We start from the raw sequence: 17,186 nt of genomic DNA on the forward strand, positions 1-17,186 counted from the left end.
GCCTTCGATGACCGAACCGTTGATCCTTGCCGTCCCCAAGGGGCGCATCCTCGATGAGGCGCTGCCGCTGCTTGCCCGCGTCGGCATCGTGCCCGAGCCGGACTTCGCCGATGAAGGTTCGCGCGCGCTCCGCTTCCGGACCAACACGCCGGCGATCGACCTGATCCGCGTGCGGGCGTTCGACGTCGCCACCTTCGTCGCGCACGGCGCCGCGCAACTCGGCATCGTCGGGTCGGACGTGCTGGCCGAATTCGACTATTCGGAACTCTATGCGCCGGTGGACCTGGGCATCGGCCATTGCCGCATCTCGGTCGCCGAGCCGGCCGACCTGGCGGAGCGGGACGATCCGCGCGGCTGGAGCCATGTCCGCGTCGCCACCAAATATCCGCACATCACTCGCGCCCATTTCGAGGCGCGCGGCGTGCAGGCGGAGTGCGTCAAGCTCAACGGCGCGATGGAGCTGGCGCCCGTGCTGGGCCTGGCGCCGCGCATCGTCGACCTCGTCTCCTCGGGCCGTACGCTCAAGGAGAACGGGTTGGTCGAAGTGGAAGTGATCGCCGAAGTGAGCAGCCGGCTGATCGTCAACCGCGCCGCCTTCAAGACGCGCGCGACCGAAGTGGTGCCGCTGGTCGACAGGTTCCGCCGGGCGGTGGCCGAATGATCCGCCTGGATGCCGACGACGCGGGCTTCGCCCAGGCGTTCGCCGACCTGGTCGATGCGCGGCGCGAGGCGGACGCGGACGTCGCGCGCGACGTGGCCGCGATCGTCGCGCGGGTCCGCGGCGAAGGCGATGCGGCGCTCAGGGACCTCACCCGGCGCTTCGACCGGTTCGACCTCGATGCCCATGGCTGGAAGCTCGACCGCGCCGATTGCCTCGCGGCCTGGGAAGGGCTCGAGCCCGGGCTGCGCGACGCGCTGGAGCTCGCCGCCGAACGGATCGCCGCCTATCACGCCAAGCAGAAGCCCGAGGATCGCGACGAGATAGACGCGGCGGGCATCCGGCTGGGCGCGCGCTGGCGGGCGGTGGACGCGGCGGGCGTCTATGTGCCGGGCGGGCGGGCCGCCTATCCCAGCTCGGTGCTAATGAACGCGCTGCCGGCGCGCGCCGCCGGGGTCGGCCGGCTGGTGATGGTGACGCCGACGCCCGATGGCGAAGTCAATCCGCTGGTGCTGGCCGCCGCGCATCTGGCTGGCGTCGACGAGATCTGGCGCATCGGCGGGGCGCAGGCGATCGCCGCGCTGGCCCATGGCACCGAGCGGATCGCGCCGGTCGACGTGATCACCGGCCCCGGCAATGCCTGGGTGGCCGAGGCCAAGCGCCAGCTCTACGGCGTGGTCGGCATCGACATGGTCGCGGGCCCGAGCGAGATCGTGGTGGTGGCGGACGGCAGGAACGACGCCGACTGGATCGCCGCCGACCTGCTCAGCCAGGCCGAGCACGATCCCACCAGCCAGTCGATCCTGTTCACCGACGATGCCGGTTTCGCCGATCAGGTGGCGGCGGCAGTGGAGCGCGCCCTGGCCCGGCTCGCGACCGAAGCGACCGCGCGCGCCAGCTGGGATGCCAATGGCGCGATCATCGTGGTGCCTGATCTCGCCAGCGCCATGCCGCTGGTCGATCGACTGGCACCCGAGCACCTGGAGCTCGCCTGCGACCAGGCCGAAGGGCTGTTCGACATGGTGCGCCATGCCGGCTCGGTCTTCATCGGCCGCTACACCCCCGAAGCGGTGGGCGATTATGTCGCGGGCCCGAACCACGTCCTTCCCACCGGCCGCCGGGCGCGCTTCGCCTCGGGCCTGTCGGTGCTCGACTTCATGAAGCGCACCAGCTTCCTGTCGCTCGACGCAGACGGGCTGGCGGCGATCGGCCCGGCGGCGGTGGCGCTGGCGCAGGCGGAAGGCCTGCCGGCGCATGCCGAGTCCGTTGCCATTCGACTGAGGAACCCCTGATGCGGACGCCCGATCTCGACGAAGATGGCTGGTGCCTCGAAAGCGGGATCGAGCGCCATCTGCTCCATCCCGAAAGCTTCGAAATCCCCGATGAGAAGATCCGGCACAACCTTGCCGTGGGCGACTTCGCCAAACTGATCTTCATCATCGCAGTCGAAGACGACGAGGAGCCGGTCGTCGACCGGATGTGGGTGGTCGTGCGCGAAGCGGCGGACGGCACCTATTTCGGCCTGCTCGATAACGAGCCCGAGATCGACGAGAATGACGAGTTCTGGCTCGGCACCGAAGTGCCGTTCGGGCCCGAGCATGTGATCGAGGTGCAGACCGGGAATGCGGAGAGCCGCGACTATGCGGCACGGGAACCGCTGAAGGTGTGGCCGCGGGGCTGATCGCCGCGCCGGGGTTCCAAATCCCGAGATACGTCCGTCATCCCCGCGACGGCGGGGATCCAGAGCCAAAGGCGCGACGCGCGCGGCAATCCCCAGCGAACGCCGCCCGCACCTCGCCCAATTGCATAAGCCGGTCCTTCACTACCCTGGGTCCCCGCCTTCGCGGGGATGACGATCGAGGTGCGGAGATATCGGTCAAGGGCTCTGCGGCGGCGAACCGGCGCCTCGCCCCGAAGCGAGGCGGATGCGAGAATTCGCATCTTCTTTGCCATATCGAACGAATATACCTATGGGGCGCAGCATGCCTAGCCACACCGCAAAGTCCCGCTCCAAGGCGCGCGCCGCCGCGCGCCTCGCCGCCGTGCAGGCGCTCTATCAGCACGAGATGGAAGCGACCTCGATCCCCGCGCTGCTCCACGAATTCCACAATCACCGCCTGGGCGCGGTGATCGAGGATGTCGAATATGCCGAGGCGGACATCGCCTTTTTCGACGACATCGTCACCGGGGTGAGCGAACGCCGCGACGAGATCGACCGGATGATCGCCGCCAAGCTCAGCGCCGACTGGAGCCTTGATCGGCTCGACAAGCCGATGCGCCAGATCCTGCGCGCCGGCACCTATGAGTTGATGGCGCGCAGGGACGTGCCCGTCGGCGCCGCGATCAGCGAATATCTCGACGTGACCGACGCCTTTTACGACCGCCGCGAAAAGGGCTTCGTCAACGGCATCCTCGACGCCGTGGCGAAGGAAGTCCGGGGTTGACCCAATTCCTCCCCGAGCTCCGCTCGGGGAGGGGGACCGCGACGCGCAAGCGTCGTGGTGGAGGGGCCGTCGCGCCAGCGACGGCTCGGACCAACCGCAAACGATTTCCGCGCCGTTGGCGCGGCCCCTCCACCATCCTTCGGATGGTCCCCCTCCTCGAGACAAGCTCGGGGAGGAATTGAGCCGTGAACGAAGCCGAATTCATCGCCGCGCTGCGCACCCTGCCGCTCCATCCCGGAGCGGAGGGGTTGCTCGACGACACCGCGATGCTCGCGATCGGCGGCGAGCGGTTGATCCTGACCCATGACGCGATCGCCGAGGGCGTGCATTATCGTCCCGGCACCGATCCGTTCGATATCGCCTGGAAGCTGGTCGCGGTGAACCTGTCGGACCTGGCCGCCAAGGGCGCCGAGCCGCTCGGTGTGCTGATCGGCGCGGTGCTGGTGGAAGGGGCGGAGCGCTTCGTCGAGGGGCTGCGCGCGATCCTCATCGAATATGACGTACCCCTGCTCGGCGGCGACACCATCTCGGTCAGCCCCGCCACGTTCGGCTGCACTGCGATCGGCCGCGCCGGCGCCGCCGTCCCGCGCCGCGACGGCGGGCGGCCCGGCGACGCCCTGTGGGTGACCGGCACGATCGGTGCGGCGATGCTCGGCTTCGAGGCCGGCGACGGCGCCGCCTATCTGCGCCCGCGGCCCCGGCTGGCCGAGGGCCGCGCCCTGGCGCCGCTGGTCCATGCGATGATGGACGTCTCGGACGGGCTCCTCCTCGACGCCGCGCGGCTTGCGGAGGCCAGCGGCTGCACCGCCGAACTCACGCTCGCCGCGGTGCCCGTCGCGCCGGGCGCCGATCCGATGCGCGCGGCCACCTGGGGCGACGATTACGAGCTGCTCTTCGCCGCGCCCGCCGATTTCATGCCGCCCATACCCGCCACGCGGATCGGCATGCTGGCGGAGCAGCTGGCCACGCCGTTGCTGCTCGACGGCCAAGTCCCCGAAATCCCCCTCGGCTACCAGCATCGCTGAGCGGCTTGCGCTGAGCCGATACGCTCGATAGCCTCCCCATACCGGGCCTTTTAAACCGGCACACAGACCGGCGCGGCTCGATATCCAATAGGGGAAGGGCTTGAACGCATGACGATTGTGTACATCGCCATAGCCTGCGGCGTGCTCGCAGTGCTCTATGGCTTGTTGACCAGCCAGCAGGTGCTGAAGGCGCCGGCGGGCAACGAGAAGATGCAAAGCATCGCCGCTGCCATCCAGGAAGGCGCCAAGGCCTATCTCGGCCGGCAATATATGACGATCGCCATCGTGGGCGTGATCGTCGCCATCGTCCTGTTCTTCACGCTGGGGACACTCTCGACGATCGGCTTCCTGGTCGGCGCCGTGCTTTCGGGCGTGGCAGGCTTCGTGGGCATGAACATCTCGGTGCGCGCGAACGTCCGCACCGCGGAGGCGGCGCGTGGCAGCCTGCAGGGCGGCCTGACCCTCGCCTTCCGCTCCGGCGCGATCACCGGCATGCTGGTGGCGGGCCTGGGCCTGCTCGCGATCGCGCTGATCTTCTGGTATCTGGTCGGCCCGTCCGGCCTCGAGCCCAACAGCCGCAAGGTGATCGAGGCGCTGACCGCCCTCGCCTTCGGCGCCTCGCTGATCTCGATCTTCGCGCGCCTGGGCGGCGGCATCTTCACCAAGGCCGCCGATGTGGGCGCCGACCTGGTCGGCAAGGTCGAGGCCGGCATTCCCGAGGACGATCCCCGCAACCCCGCCGTGATCGCGGACAATGTCGGCGACAATGTCGGCGACTGCGCCGGCATGGCGGCCGACCTGTTCGAGACCTATGTCGTGACGCTCGGCCTCACCATGGTCTCGATCGCGCTGCTGGTGAAGAACCTGCCGGCCGATCTGCTGCTCAAGCTCATGGCGCTGCCGCTGGTCGTGGGCGGCGTGTGCATCATCACGTCGATCATCGGCACCTACATGGTTCGCCTGGGCAAGAGCCAGTCGATCATGGGCGCGCTGTACAAGGGCTTCTGGACCACGGTACTGCTTTCGATCCCGGCAATCTGGTTCGTCACCCAATATACGCTGGGCGACATGAACGCAGTGATCGGCGGCCTGTCGGTCGATCCGAGCAGCTTCCTCGAGCCGAGCGACCATGTCACCGCCGAGGCGGCGCAGGGCCTGATCTCCGGCCCGCAATTCACCGGCTGGAGCCTGTTCATCTGCATGATGATCGGCCTCGCCGTCACCGGCCTGCTGGTGTGGATCACCGAATATTACACCGGCACCAACTATCGCCCGGTCAAGTCGATCGCCAAGGCTTCGGTGACGGGCCACGGCACCAACGTGATCCAGGGTCTCGCCATCAGCCTCGAATCTACCGCGCTGCCGACGCTCGTCATCGTCGTCGCGGTGATCGCGGCCTATCAGATCGCGGGGATCATCGGCGTGGCCTTCGCCGCGACGTCGCTGCTCGCGCTGGCGGGCATGGTCGTCGCGCTCGACGCCTATGGCCCGGTGACCGACAATGCCGGCGGCATCGCCGAGATGGCCGGCCTGGAGGATGAAGTCCGCCACAAGACCGACGCGCTCGACGCGGTGGGCAACACCACCAAGGCCGTGACCAAGGGCTATGCGATCGGATCGGCCGCGCTTGCCGCGCTGGTGCTGTTCGGCGCCTATACCACCGACCTCAAGGAGTTCTTCCCGGATGTGCCCGTGGATTTCTCCCTGAGCAATCCTTACGTGATCGTCGGCCTGCTGCTCGGCGCGCTGCTGCCCTATCTGTTCGGCGCCTTCGGCATGACTGCCGTGGGCCGCGCCGCCGGATCGGTGGTCGAGGACGTCCGCAACCAGTTCAAGAGCAACCCGGGCATCATGGAAGGCACCAGCCGTCCGGACTATGCCCGCACCGTCGACATCGTCACCAAGGCGGCGATCAAGGAAATGATCGTGCCGTCGCTGCTGCCGGTGCTCAGCCCGATCGCGATCTACTTCATCATCACCGCGGTCGCCGACCGGTCCCAGGGCTTCGCGGCCGTGGGCGCGATGCTGCTCGGCGTGATCGTCTCCGGCCTGTTCGTCGCCATTTCGATGACGTCGGGCGGCGGCGCCTGGGACAATGCCAAGAAGTATATCGAGGACGGCAATTACGGCGGCAAGGGATCGGAAGCCCATAAGGCGGCCGTGACCGGCGACACCGTGGGCGATCCGTACAAGGATACCGCGGGCCCGGCCGTGAATCCGATGATCAAGATCACCAACATCGTGGCGCTGCTGCTGCTCGCTGCGCTGGCCGGCCACGCTGCCGGCTGATCGACAACTCCGCTTCGCGTGAAGGGGCCGCCGGAGCGATCCGGCGGCCCTCTTCGTTGTGATGCAGCCATGCCGCGCCGGACGCGCCGCGCCCTCGCTTGCCACCGCGCCGGGGGCAGCTCCGCTGGACAAAGCTTCAGAAAGCTGATGGAATTTCGGCTTCAGGGGGCATTCTGCCTTCCTCTACGGGGGAGGAATATCTTGTCACGTTTCATTGCGCCGCTTCTCGCCGCGGCGGCCGTCGTCGCGTCGATCGCGCCCGCCCGGGCGCAGATCAAACCCAGCACCGAATGGGACAAAAAGACCGTCCCGCTTGAGGTCTTCGGCCAGTTTCCCGTGGTCGACCGCCCGAGCCTTTCACCCAATGGCGAGATGATCGCCGCCAAGATGCGCGCAGGGGGCGTCCAGGCGCTGGCGATCCTGCCGATCGGCCAGCCGAATGCGAAGCCGTTCATCGTCGCGCGCGATTCGGACTTCTCCAAGGAAAATATCGGCGACCGCGAAATCTACAGTTGGGACTGGATCGACGACCAGAACCTGCTGATCTGGATCCGCAGCCGCGACCATGAGTTCGGCCAGTGGATCGATACGACGCGCATCGCCGCCTACAACGTCAAGACGCGCAAGGCGACACCGCTCGGCTGGGAAGGCGCTGCGGCCTGGGCCGGCGACGTATTGTGGAAATCCCCGCCGGGCACGGCCAAGCCGCACCTGCTGCTCCAGCGCGTCACCAACAAATATGGCACCGAGATGTGGGACAATCCCGAAGTTCTCGACATCGACGTGGAAAGCGGCAGGACCACCCAGGTCGCGCGCCCCAATCCGGTGGTGAGCAACTGGGTGGCCGACGCGTCCGGCGTGGTCCGCATGGGCAGCCAGCGGGATCGCGATTCCGGCAAGATGCGCGTCCTCTATCGCGCCGATGCCAAGGAGAATTTCCGGACGATCCTGCACGAGACGCCGGACCGGTACCAGGACACCGAGCTTCCCGACTATATCCTGCCCGGCCCGAACAAGGCCTATGCGCTGAGCAACCGGGAGGGGTATCGCGCGCTCTACGAATATGACCTCGACAAGATGGCGCTCGGCAAGAAGGTGTTCGGGGTCGCCGGCTACGACATCTCCGGCGCGACGCTCACGCCCGACGGCGCTGCGCTGCAGAGCGTCCGCTATACCGATCAGCGGACGCACCACGTCTTCTACGATCCGCGGCTCCGCGAGATCGCCCAGGTGCTCGACGCGCAATTCGGCGCCGGCAATGTCGCGATCGCCTCGGCCGACGCGAAGCGCGAGAAGATCCTGTTCGCGATCTCGGGGCAGGGCCAGGTGCCGGCCTATTACCTGTTCGATACCGTGAGCGGCGACGTCTCGCTGATTACCTGGAGCAGCGAGACGCTCAAGAACGCCCAGCTCAATCCGGTGAAGACCTTCCGCTACACCGCCTCCGACGGCAAGTCGATCGAGGCGATCCTGACGCTGCCGCGCCATCATATGGGCGAGAAGAACCGGCCGCTCATCGTGATGCCGCACGGCGGCCCCTGGGCCCGCGACGACGCCGATTGGGACAATTACCAATGGGCCCAGGCGCTGGCGGAATATGGCTATGTCGTCGTCCAGCCCAATTATCGCGGCTCGACCGGCTACGGCAAGGAATTCGGCAAGGCGGTGGACGGCAATTGGGGCCTGCGCATGCAGGACGATCTCAACGACGTGATCCCCTGGCTCGCCAAGGACGGGACAATCGATCCCAAGCGCGTCTGCATGGTCGGCTGGTCCTATGGCGGCTATGCCGCCAGCCGCGCGGCGCAGCGCGACGGCGACAAATATCGCTGCACGGTGAGCGGTGCGGGCGTCCACGACCTTCCTGCGATGGTCAATTACGACAAGAACTATCTGGGCGGCTATGGTGCGAAGGTCGGGCTGGGCGCGGCGGGCGATCTCAAGCCGATCTCCCCGGCCTATCATGCCGAGATGTTCTCGACGCCGATCCTGATCGTCCATGGCGCCAAGGATCAGCGTGTTCCCGTCGCCCAGTCTCGCGGGCTGGTGAGCAAGCTGAAGGCCGCGGGCAAGAAGGAAGGCGTCGACTTCCGCTATGTCGAGCAGCCGCTCAACACGCACAATCTGCTGCGCGAGGAAGACCGGACCCAGTTCCTGCAGGAAGTGAAGAAGTTCCTCGACAAATACAATCCGGCCTGAGTGTGCGGGGCGGCATGGCGACATGCCGCCCCGGCCATCGGCGGGCCCGGATCGCTTTCGGCACAAGGGCCGCGGACGGAAGGGCTGCTATTTCGGCTTGCCCGAACCCCGCCCCTGGCCGGCCGGCTTGGACCGTGCCTGGGGTGCCGGCGGATCGTCTTCCCCCTTCTCCGGCAGTTTGTACTTCTCGTGGATTTCGTCTTCCTCGCGCTGCGACTGCTCCTTGAGCGGCGCTTCCATCTGCGAGCAGGCTTTCCCGGCGTCCTCGACCGCAGTCGTCTTCTTTCCCGTGAGCACAGCCTCGGCGAGCTTCCCGAACGCCGCCTGCCGCAGCTTCTCGCATTGTATCTCGATCTGCTCGAACCTGGGCTTGTAGCGCGCCTCCAGCACCCGCATCGCGCCGAGATAGCCGGGCGCGAAGCCCTCCTCCAGATTGCGCTCGATCCATTCGTTCAGGCGCTTCGTCACGTCGCGCAAGTTGCTGCGGGCCGCGTCAAGACGCTTGCGGATGGCCTCCGGAACCGGGGCGAGCGGCGCCAGCAAGTCGCCGGGGTTCAGATAATTATATTGGGCGCGCTGCGCCGCCTCCAGCTCGGCAAAGGCATCCTGCAACTGCGCGTGCAGCACATCGCCGTCCTGGTTGATCTGAATCATCACTTCCTGCGTCGCCTCGGCAGCGGCGACCACGTCGTCGGTGACCGCCACTACCCGAGCCGCGGCCGGGTTCGAAGTGTCATTGGCGCTGTATACGGCGAAGCCCCAGGCCCTGCTGGCGTCGATATATTCCTGGAGCGCCCGGACATCGGCACGGGTCTGACCGCCCGTCGAGGCGCGCATCCGCACCAGCCGCTGGCCGAGCGGCGTCGGCGGGAAGAGCTCGTCGAGCGTCTTCGGCCGCGCTGCCACGCCCCCTGCGGCCGGCACTCCCGATGCCTCGACGATCGACTTGCCGTGGCGGCGCATCAGCGCTTCCATCTGCGTCACGGCCCGCAGGCATTCGGCGGGATTGCTGTCCTTCGTCTCCTCGGCGAGCAGCGACTGGTCGGACAGTTCGTCATGCACCTGGGAGGGTGTGTTCTCCGGCATCTGGCGCGCATTGTGGTTGGCACGCTCCAGCCGCGCCGCGCATTGCGCGCGCGCATCGGCGGCGGCGAGGAAGGCCAGCATGCACGCCGCCGAACCCAGCAGAAACGAAGCACGCATTTCACTGACTCCCGAATAGCCGGCGGCGGAAGATACAGGCCGGCCCCGCACGGCAAATCGGGGTGCGACGAAGCAGGCACATCCGTCGATCAAACCGGCCGGAAACGGCGCGCCGGATGGCAAAGGGGAACGCAATCCCCATATCGGACTAGGGCGGCAGGCTTTGTCGGGTTCTCCGCCTTCCCTTTTCTCCTTTCGCGCTGTAAAGGCACCGCCACTTTTAGCGCGCGCACCCATGAGGTAATTTTTGGCCAAAGAAGAACTGCTTGAAATGCGGGGCCAGGTCGTTGAGCTTTTGCCCAACGCCATGTTCCGCGTCCGGCTCGAAAATGATCACGAGATCCTGGGCCATACCGCCGGCAAGATGCGCAAGAATCGCATCCGCGTGCTCGTGGGCGACGAAGTGCTCGTCGAGCTCACGCCCTACGACCTGACCAAGGGCCGTATCACCTATCGCTTCAAGTAAGCGGGCGGTGCCCTTGCGGCTCGTCCTCGCTTCCACCTCGCCGCGACGGCTCGATCTGCTCAGGCGGATCGGGGCCGAACCTGCGCGCATCGCCGCGCCCGATGTCGACGAGGATGTCCACGCCGGCGAGACGCCCCGCGCCTATGTGCTGCGCGTCGCGATCGACAAGGCGCGGGCAGTGGCGCGTGCCGCGGACGAGATCGTGCTCGCGGGCGACACCACCATCGCGGTCGGCCGCCGCATCCTCGCCAAGCCCGCGGACGAGGCGGATCTGCGCCGCATGCTCGCGCTACTCTCCGGCCGGCGCCACCATTGCCTGTCCGCCGTCTGCGTGATCGGCGCCGACGGCAAGGCGCGCACGCGCATCTCGGACACGATCGTCGCCTTCAAGCGGCTGAGCCAGGCCGAGATCGACTGGTACGTCGCCTGCGGGGAAGGCATGGGCAAGGCGGGCGGCTATGCCATCCAGGGCAAGGCCGAGGCCTTTGTCCGCTACCTCGCCGGCAGCCATTCGGGCGTGGTCGGGCTGCCCGTCTTCGAGACGCGCGCGCTGCTGGAGAGCGCCGGGTACGGCCTTGGCTGAGTGGCTCTACGAAGCCGGGATCGGCGAGAACCGCGCCGCGCTGATCTCGCGCGGCGGCATCTGGAAGGCACGGATCGAGCTTGAGGGCGTGTGGCCGCGCGTCGATGCGGTGCTGGATGCCCGGCTGATCGACAAGGCCGCCAAGCTGATCGCGCTCGACGGCGGCGGCGAGGCGCTGTGCGACCATGTGCCGAAGACGATCACGCAAGGAGCGAAGCTGCGCGTCAGGATCACCCGCGAGGCCATCCCCGAGCCCGGCCGCGCCAAGCTGCCCAAGGCCGTGCCGAGCGACGAGGAACTGTCCGACGGGCCCACCCTGTTCGATCGCATCGCCGCCACCGGCCTGCCCGTCCGCACGCTGCGCGCCCACGAGCCGGACGCGCTGGAGGAAGCCGGCTGGTCCGAAGTGCTCGATGAAGCGATCACCGGCGAGATCGCCTTTCCGGGCGGCGCGCTGCGCCTCTCGCCTACCCCGGCGATGGCGCTGTTCGACGTGGACGGCTCCGGCCCAATCGAGCCGCTGGCGGTAGCCGCCGCGCATGCGGTGGCGCGGGCGATCGAGCGGCACGGGATCGCCGGCTCGATCGGCATCGACTTCCCCACGCTCAGCGGCAAGACCGCCCGCAACGCGGTGGCCGAGGCGATCGACGCCGCCCTGCCCCAGCCCTTCGAACGCACTGCGGTGAACGGCTTCGGCTTCCTCCAGATCGTGCGGCGGCGTACCCGGCCTTCCTTGCCCGAACTGCTGCGCGCCGATCCGATCGGTACGGAGACGCGGGCGGAACTGCGGCGCATCGAGCGGCTTCCGCCCCCGCCTCCGGCTACCCATATGGTAGCCAGGAGCGTCGCGCGCCGCCTCGCGCAGCAGCCGGGCTGGACGGCGGAGCTGGCGCGGCGGATCGGCGGCGTGACTGAGTTCACGCATGCAAGGGACTGAAATGACGAAGAGCAATAGCTGCCCCGTCTGCGGGCAGCCGACCGATATCGAGCACAAGCCCTTCTGCGGCCGCGGCTGCAGGGACCGCGACCTGCTGCAATGGCTGGGCGAGGGCTATCGCATTCCCGGCGAGCGCGTGGACCCCCATGTGCATTCGGGGGTGGACAGCGCCGATTCGCGCGACTAAGAGGCGCGCTCCCCGGCACTCGCCGGGCACGCCCGGGTAGCTCAGTTGGTAGAGCATGCGACTGAAAATCGCAGTGTCGGCGGTTCGACTCCGTCCCCGGGCACCACTGCTTTTATCGTGAACCATCGCCGGCGGCGCTGACCTGCGCGGCGCCTGCCCGGACCGGACATAGAGCGCCGGCGGTTCTGCACTGTCATGCCGAAACGAGTTCAGCATGACGGCGCAGATACAGGCGCCCGTGACGGCGAGCCCCGATCCGCTAATGCGCCGCGCCTGCCCCTATTGCCCGCTTCGGGCGCGGAGTCAGCCAGATGATCATCGCCGCGCCGACGAAGACGAAGGCCGAGAGCAGGAAGATGTGGCTGGTCGCCAATGCGAACGCCTCCTTGTCGACCAGCTGGGCGATCACGCCGCGCGCCTGATCGAGCGAGAAGCCCTGTGCGGCAAGTGCATCGACGGTGCCATCGCTGTTCAGCCGCGCGGCGATCTCGCTGCGCGCCACACGGGCGCTGTCGTCCCAGGCGGTGGTCGAGATCGAGGTGCCGATCGCACCCGCCATGGTCCGCAGGAACGCCATCACGCCCGCCGCCGACGCCGTCTCCTCGGGCCGCACCGAACCCAGCGCCAGCGTGGTCAGCGGAATGAAGAAGAAGGGCATGCCGATGCCCTGGAGCATCTGCGGGAAGGCGAGGCTCCAGAAATCCGCCTGGCTGTTCCAATGGACGCGCAGCAGCGAAGTGAAGCCGAGCCAGAGGATGCCGAAGCACACCAGCGCGCGCGGATCCACCTTGCTGGTCAGCTTGGCGACGATCGGCGACATGATCACCGCCGCCACGCCGGTGAAGGCGGTGGCATAGCCGGCATAGGTGGCGGTGTAGCCCATGCTGGTCTGCAGCCATTGCGGGATGATCACCGCGGACGAGAAGAAGGTGCCGAAGGCGAAGGCCAGCGACAGCACCGCCACGGTGAAGCCCCGGTGGCGGAACACGCGCAGATCGACGATCGGCTGGTCCTCGGTTCCCTCCCAGGCCAGGAAGACCAGGAAGCCGATCAGCGCGGTAACGCCCAGCATCACGATCGTTCGGTCATTGAACCAGTCATGCTCGCGGCCGAGATCGAGCATGATCTGCAGCGCGCCGATCCACAGCAGCATCAGCATCAGCCCGACCCGGTCGACCCGCAGCTTGCTCGTCGGCGTCTCGACCTTCGAGAGCAGCCGCATCCCTCCGAACGCGCAGACGGCGGCGACGGGAATGTTGATGAAGAAGATCCAGTGCCACGACCAGCTGTCCGAGATCGTGCCGCCCAGGATCGGACCGAGGATCGGCGCGACCACGGTGGTCATCGACCAGACGCCCATCGCCTGGGCGCGCTGCTCGGGCTTGAAGATGCGCATCAGCAGCGTCTGTGACAGCGGCATCAGCGGGCCGCCGCACAGGCCCTGGCCGATGCGGCAGGCGACGAGCATGCCGAGCGACGTCGACAGGCCGCACAGGACGGAGAAGACGCCGAAGCCGATCATCCCGAAGGTGAAGGTGCGCACCGTGCCGAAGCGACCGGCGAGCCAGCCGGTCAGCGGCACGCACACGGCCTCCGCCACGGCATAGGAAGTGATGATCCACGTCCCCTGGCTGCCCGAGATGCCGAGACTGCCCGAGATGTGCGGGACCGAGACGTTGGCGATGGTGGTGTCGAGCACCACCATGAAGTTGGTGAGCGCGAGCACCACGCCCGCAAGGATCAACGGCAGCCCGGTCAGCGGCGCCATTGTCTCGGCCTTGCCGTTCATCGCCTTGTCCTCAATTCTTCGAGACGTCGATCTCGGCATCCATCGAAAGGCCCACGCGCAGCGGGTGTGCCTGCAATTCCCTGGGGTCGAGCGCGACGCGCACCGGCAGGCGCTGGACCACCTTGATCCAGTTGCCGGTGGCGTTCTGCGCCGGGATCAGCGCGAACGAAGCGCCGGTGCCGCCCGACAGGCCGACGACCTTGCCGTGATAGGTGACGCCGCCGCCATAGAGATCGGACTTGAGCGTCACCGGCTGGCCGACCTTCACGCGCGTGAGCTGGCCTTCCTTAAAATTGGCGTCGACATAGAGCTGGCCCACGGGCACGACCAGCATCAGCTGCGCGCCCGGCGCGACGCGCTGGCCGACCTGGACGTTGCGGCGGGTGACCACGCCGTCGATCGGCGCGCGGATCACGGTGCGATCGAGATCGAGCCGGGCCTGCGCGACCCTGGCCTGGGCAGAGAGCACTTCCGGCGCCGAATTGGCGGTGGTGCCGCTGATCAGCGCATTGTTCGCGGCAAGCTCGCCGCTGGCGGCGCCGCGCGTGGAGTTCGCCTGGGCAACGCCGGCGCGCGCCAGCTCCAGATTGGCCTTGGCCGAGGAGAAGGCGTTGGTCGCCGACGTGAGCTCCTCGCCCGACACCGCACCATTGGGGGCGAGGCGCTGGCGCCGGGCGAGGTCCACCCGCGCCTTCTCGTAATCCGCCTCGGCGGCGACGAGCTGGGCACGGGCTCGGGAAATGTCGGCGCCGCGGGCCTGGACCTGCGCCGCGAGCGCGGCGCTGGTGGCCGAGGTCTGGCCGTATTGGCGGCGAGCCTTGGCGAGATCCGCCTCGGCCTGGGCGAGCGCAATCCGCGCATCGCTGTCGTCGAGCTGGACGAGGATGTCGCCCTTCTTCACCGCCTGCGTATCGGATACCGCGACGCCGGCCACCTGCGCGGCGACCATCGGCGTCACGCTGGCGGTGTCGGCGCCGACATAGGCGTTGTCGGTGCTGATATAGTGGCTGCCGACCAGCACGTACCAGCCGCCATAGCCCAGGCCCGCGATCAGCACCGCACCAGCAATGCCGGTGAGCAGGCGCCGGCGCAGGCTGGGCCGGGCGGGCGCGGCTTCGGCGTTCGCGACATGGATCTGGGGTTCGGCGTCAGCCATGGGTCGAATCCTTGGTTGCGGCGGCGGCCGCGATGTTGGTGGAGAAACCCCCGCCGAGCGCGCGGACCAGCTGGACATCGAGCGTGAACGCCCGCGCCTCGAGATCGGCGACGATCTGGCGGTTCTGCAGCACGCCCTGCTCGGCGGTCAGCACATCGAGGAAGGTCGACAGGCCGCCTTCATAGCGCTGCCGGGCGATCGAATAGGCCGCTTCGGAATCGGCGAGCGCCTGGCGGCTCTCGGCCAGGCGGGTGACCAGCGCGCTCTTGCTGGTCACTGCGTCGGCGACTTCGCGATAGGCGGTGGTCACCGTCGAATCATAGGTCGCGACTGCTTCGTCATAGCCGGCGCGCGCGCCCTTGTACTGGCCGGCCAGCGCACCGCCGCGAAAGATCGGCAGGCTGATCGCCGGGCCGACCGAGCCATAGGTCGATCCGCTCTTGAACAGATTGTCGAGCCCGAAGGCCTGGAAGCCGATCAGCGCACTGAGATTGATCGAGGGATAGAAATCGGCACGCGCCACCTTGATCCGGCTCGCCGCGGCCTCGACCCGGGCGCGAGCGGCGGCGATGTCCGGACGGCGGCCGATCAGGTCGGTGGTGACGCCGGCGGGCAGGCCGTGCGTCTCGGCCGGGCCGACGGGCAGCGTGATGGCCAGGCCGCGGTCCGGCCCCTTGCCGAGCAGCGCCGCGATGCGGTTGCGCGTGAGGCCGATCGCTTCGTCGGTCGCGGCAAGATCGGCGCGGGCGGCGGGGACGGCAGCATCGGCCTGTTTCAGCTCCGCACGCGTATCGAGGCCGTTGGCGACGCGGTCACTCACCAGCTTCTGCGTCTGGGTGCGCAGCTCCAGCGCCTTGGCCTGGACGGCGCGCTGCGAAGCGAGGCGGGCGAGATCCGCATAGGCGCCGGCGATGTTGGTCGAAAGGACCAGGCGCGACTGCTCCAGCTCGATCCGCGCCGCCTCGGCATCCGAAGTGGCGGCGGCGAGCGAGGCGCGGTTCTTGCCCCACAGATCGAGATCGAAGCTGAGGTTCGCGGCAACCTGACCGCTGTCGTTCCAGCCCTTGGGCACGAAGGCGGCGGGGATGCCGTTATTGTAGCTCTGCTTGCCCTCGGTCGCGCCCGCCTGGACGCCCATCGACGGCAGCAGCGCCGCGCCGGCCTGCTGGGCATAGCCCTGGGCCGAGCGGAGGCGCGCGGCGGCGGCGGCGAGATCGGGCGAGCCGGCCAGCCCTTCGGCGATCAGCCCGCTCAGCTGGGAGTCGCCATAGGCGCTCCACCAGTCGCTGGCCGGCCAGTTCGCCGCATTCGCCTGGGCACCGAGCGACTGCTCGGCGGCATAGCTGGTCGCCGCGCGTACCTCGGGACGGGCGCCGAGCTGCGGCACCGGCGCGCAGGCGGAAAGCAACGCCGTCCCGGCAGTCGCGATGAGCAGCAGCGGGCGAAGGGAGAATCGGATCATGATTTAAATACCGTACTGTCGGGTACGGCGCGGCAGATGGGCTCGACCCACCATCTTGTCAACCCAAAATCGTACCCTATAGTACGGTAATGGAAAAAATAGTGGAGAAGGCGCCCGGCAAGCGTGAAGCGCGCAAGGAGGAACGGCGCGAGGCGATCCTGGCGATCGCCAAGCGCGTGTTCCTCGACCAAGGCTATTCGGGCGCGTCGATGTCGGCGATCTCGGCGGAGCTTGGCGGCTCCAAGGGAACGCTGTGGAGCTATTTCCCGTCCAAGGAAGAGCTGTTCGCCGCCGTGCTCGACGATGCGACCAAGGAATATCGCGGCCAGCTCGCCGACGTGCTCAAACCCGGCGAGGATCTGCGCGCCGCCGTGCTGCAATTCTGCCGGGGCTTCATCGCCAAGGTCTCGTCGCCCGACGGGCTGCGGCTGCATCGGCTGATCGCCTCGGAAGTCAGCCGCTTCCCCGAGATCGGCGACATCTTCTATCGCCGCGCCCCCTTGCCCACCCAACAGATGCTCGCCGGTTTCCTCGAGCGCGCGATGGACGCGGGGACGCTTCGCCGCGCCGACCCGCTGTTCGCTGCGCGGGTACTGGCCTCGCTCTGCCTCGGCGTGCAGCAGCGCATGATCTGGGGGCAGGAATTGTCGGCGGCCGAGCGCGACCATGAAGCCGCGCAGATGGCCGAGGTCTTCCTGCGCGCCTTCGCGCCCGACTAGGTTGGGGACTCATTCAGCGAACCCCGTCATCCCCGCGCAGGCGGGGATCCAGGGTAACACGGGATATCG

General features: G+C 68.0%; 16 protein-coding genes and 1 tRNA gene. 13 read left to right on the forward strand and 4 right to left on the reverse strand.

All coding sequences use genetic code 11. The annotated features are described in order from the left end of the window. Window positions 1-7: 7 nt before the first annotated feature. The 7 genes from hisG to FFS08_RS13995 all read left to right on the forward strand — a co-directional run bounded on the left by hisG (window position 8) and on the right by FFS08_RS13995 (window position 8,615). On the forward strand, window positions 8-661 hold the full coding sequence (hisG, locus tag FFS08_RS13965; RefSeq protein WP_137862538.1) for an ATP phosphoribosyltransferase: 654 nt from the start codon (window positions 8-10) through the stop codon (window positions 659-661). Next, window positions 658-1,950: a histidinol dehydrogenase gene (gene hisD / locus FFS08_RS13970; protein ID WP_137862537.1), complete on the forward strand. Its 1,293-nt coding sequence runs from the start codon at window positions 658-660 to the stop codon at window positions 1,948-1,950. The genes hisG and hisD overlap by 4 nt, the downstream gene beginning before the upstream one ends. Continuing rightward, a complete protein-coding gene (locus FFS08_RS13975; RefSeq protein ID WP_137862536.1) occupies window positions 1,950-2,339 on the forward strand; it encodes a hypothetical protein in 390 nt (129 codons plus the stop codon). Before hisD ends, FFS08_RS13975 begins: the two co-directional genes overlap by 1 nt. 301 nt (window positions 2,340-2,640) lie before the next feature. Then, a complete protein-coding gene (nusB, locus tag FFS08_RS13980; protein WP_137862535.1) occupies window positions 2,641-3,102 on the forward strand; it encodes a transcription antitermination factor NusB in 462 nt (153 codons plus the stop codon). Window positions 3,103-3,287: 185 nt separating this feature from the next. Next, window positions 3,288-4,127, forward strand: coding sequence for a thiamine-phosphate kinase (gene thiL, locus FFS08_RS13985; protein ID WP_137862534.1), 840 nt, complete (start codon window positions 3,288-3,290; stop codon window positions 4,125-4,127). 108 nt (window positions 4,128-4,235) lie between these two features. Then, window positions 4,236-6,416: a sodium-translocating pyrophosphatase gene (locus FFS08_RS13990; RefSeq protein ID WP_137862533.1), complete on the forward strand. Its 2,181-nt coding sequence runs from the start codon at window positions 4,236-4,238 to the stop codon at window positions 6,414-6,416. 201 nt (window positions 6,417-6,617) lie between these two features. Further along, window positions 6,618-8,615 (forward strand): S9 family peptidase, encoded by a 1,998-nt coding sequence (locus tag FFS08_RS13995; protein ID WP_171012611.1) that lies wholly within the window; start codon window positions 6,618-6,620, stop codon window positions 8,613-8,615. 87 nt (window positions 8,616-8,702) lie between these two features. Here the strand turns inward: FFS08_RS13995 and FFS08_RS14000 are convergent, their stop codons facing one another. Beyond that, window positions 8,703-9,818, reverse strand: coding sequence for a hypothetical protein (locus tag FFS08_RS14000; RefSeq protein WP_137862531.1), 1,116 nt, complete (start codon window positions 9,816-9,818; stop codon window positions 8,703-8,705). A 247-nt stretch (window positions 9,819-10,065) separates the two neighbouring features. On the opposite strand from FFS08_RS14000, the gene infA reads away from it, so the two are divergent. The 5 genes from infA to FFS08_RS14025 all read left to right on the forward strand — a co-directional run bounded on the left by infA (window position 10,066) and on the right by FFS08_RS14025 (window position 12,097). Continuing rightward, window positions 10,066-10,284, forward strand: a complete 219-nt coding sequence (gene infA / locus FFS08_RS14005) for a translation initiation factor IF-1 (RefSeq protein ID WP_003049127.1) — start codon at window positions 10,066-10,068, stop codon at window positions 10,282-10,284. 13 nt (window positions 10,285-10,297) lie between these two features. After that, window positions 10,298-10,867: a Maf family protein gene (locus tag FFS08_RS14010; protein ID WP_137862530.1), complete on the forward strand. Its 570-nt coding sequence runs from the start codon at window positions 10,298-10,300 to the stop codon at window positions 10,865-10,867. Beyond that, window positions 10,860-11,804, forward strand: coding sequence for a ribonuclease (locus FFS08_RS14015; RefSeq protein ID WP_137862529.1), 945 nt, complete (start codon window positions 10,860-10,862; stop codon window positions 11,802-11,804). The genes FFS08_RS14010 and FFS08_RS14015 overlap by 8 nt, the downstream gene beginning before the upstream one ends. Before the next feature lies 1 nt (window position 11,805). Further along, window positions 11,806-11,991: a DNA gyrase inhibitor YacG gene (locus tag FFS08_RS14020; RefSeq protein WP_137862528.1), complete on the forward strand. Its 186-nt coding sequence runs from the start codon at window positions 11,806-11,808 to the stop codon at window positions 11,989-11,991. A gap of 30 nt (window positions 11,992-12,021) precedes the next feature. After that, window positions 12,022-12,097, forward strand: a tRNA-Phe gene (locus FFS08_RS14025). A 153-nt stretch (window positions 12,098-12,250) separates the two neighbouring features. Here FFS08_RS14025 and FFS08_RS14030 read toward each other — a convergent pair. Genes FFS08_RS14030 through FFS08_RS14040 form a run of 3 tightly spaced genes read right to left on the reverse strand, consistent with a single transcriptional unit; the run spans window position 12,251 to window position 16,398 of the window. Next, window positions 12,251-13,780: a DHA2 family efflux MFS transporter permease subunit gene (locus FFS08_RS14030; RefSeq protein ID WP_137862527.1), complete on the reverse strand. Its 1,530-nt coding sequence runs from the start codon at window positions 13,778-13,780 to the stop codon at window positions 12,251-12,253. A gap of 10 nt (window positions 13,781-13,790) precedes the next feature. Then, window positions 13,791-14,936: an HlyD family secretion protein gene (locus tag FFS08_RS14035; protein WP_137862526.1), complete on the reverse strand. Its 1,146-nt coding sequence runs from the start codon at window positions 14,934-14,936 to the stop codon at window positions 13,791-13,793. Beyond that, window positions 14,929-16,398: an efflux transporter outer membrane subunit gene (locus tag FFS08_RS14040; RefSeq protein ID WP_137862525.1), complete on the reverse strand. Its 1,470-nt coding sequence runs from the start codon at window positions 16,396-16,398 to the stop codon at window positions 14,929-14,931. The genes FFS08_RS14035 and FFS08_RS14040 overlap by 8 nt, the downstream gene beginning before the upstream one ends. Before the next feature lie 101 nt (window positions 16,399-16,499). Here FFS08_RS14040 and FFS08_RS14045 point away from each other — a divergent pair, with 101 nt between their 5' ends. Next, the gene (locus FFS08_RS14045; RefSeq protein ID WP_249341066.1) at window positions 16,500-17,117 is read left to right on the forward strand and encodes a TetR/AcrR family transcriptional regulator; all 618 of its coding nucleotides are present in this window, start codon (window positions 16,500-16,502) and stop codon (window positions 17,115-17,117) included. The last annotated feature ends 69 nt before the right edge of the window (window positions 17,118-17,186 follow it).

Origin of the sequence: Sphingomonas sp. 1F27F7B (genome assembly GCF_005503355.1) — a bacterium.
In the GTDB taxonomy this organism is placed as follows: Bacteria; Pseudomonadota; Alphaproteobacteria; order Sphingomonadales; family Sphingomonadaceae; genus Sphingomonas.

Bases quoted from the DNA above. Each gene is read 5' to 3' on its own strand.
- hisD (WP_137862537.1), top strand. From the start codon at position 658: ATGATCCGCCTGGATGCCGACGACGCGGGCTTCGCCCAGGCGTTCGCC.
- FFS08_RS13990 (WP_137862533.1), top strand. From the start codon at position 4,236: ATGACGATTGTGTACATCGCCATAGCCTGCGGCGTGCTCGCAGTGCTC.
- FFS08_RS14000 (WP_137862531.1), bottom strand. From the start codon at position 9,818: ATGCGTGCTTCGTTTCTGCTGGGTTCGGCGGCGTGCATGCTGGCCTTC.
- FFS08_RS14035 (WP_137862526.1), bottom strand. From the start codon at position 14,936: ATGGCTGACGCCGAACCCCAGATCCATGTCGCGAACGCCGAAGCCGCG.
- hisG (WP_137862538.1), top strand. From the start codon at position 8: ATGACCGAACCGTTGATCCTTGCCGTCCCCAAGGGGCGCATCCTCGAT.
- nusB (WP_137862535.1), top strand. From the start codon at position 2,641: ATGCCTAGCCACACCGCAAAGTCCCGCTCCAAGGCGCGCGCCGCCGCG.
- FFS08_RS13975 (WP_137862536.1), top strand. From the start codon at position 1,950: ATGCGGACGCCCGATCTCGACGAAGATGGCTGGTGCCTCGAAAGCGGG.
- FFS08_RS14030 (WP_137862527.1), bottom strand. From the start codon at position 13,780: ATGAACGGCAAGGCCGAGACAATGGCGCCGCTGACCGGGCTGCCGTTG.
- FFS08_RS14020 (WP_137862528.1), top strand. From the start codon at position 11,806: ATGACGAAGAGCAATAGCTGCCCCGTCTGCGGGCAGCCGACCGATATC.
- FFS08_RS14040 (WP_137862525.1), bottom strand. From the start codon at position 16,398: ATGATCCGATTCTCCCTTCGCCCGCTGCTGCTCATCGCGACTGCCGGG.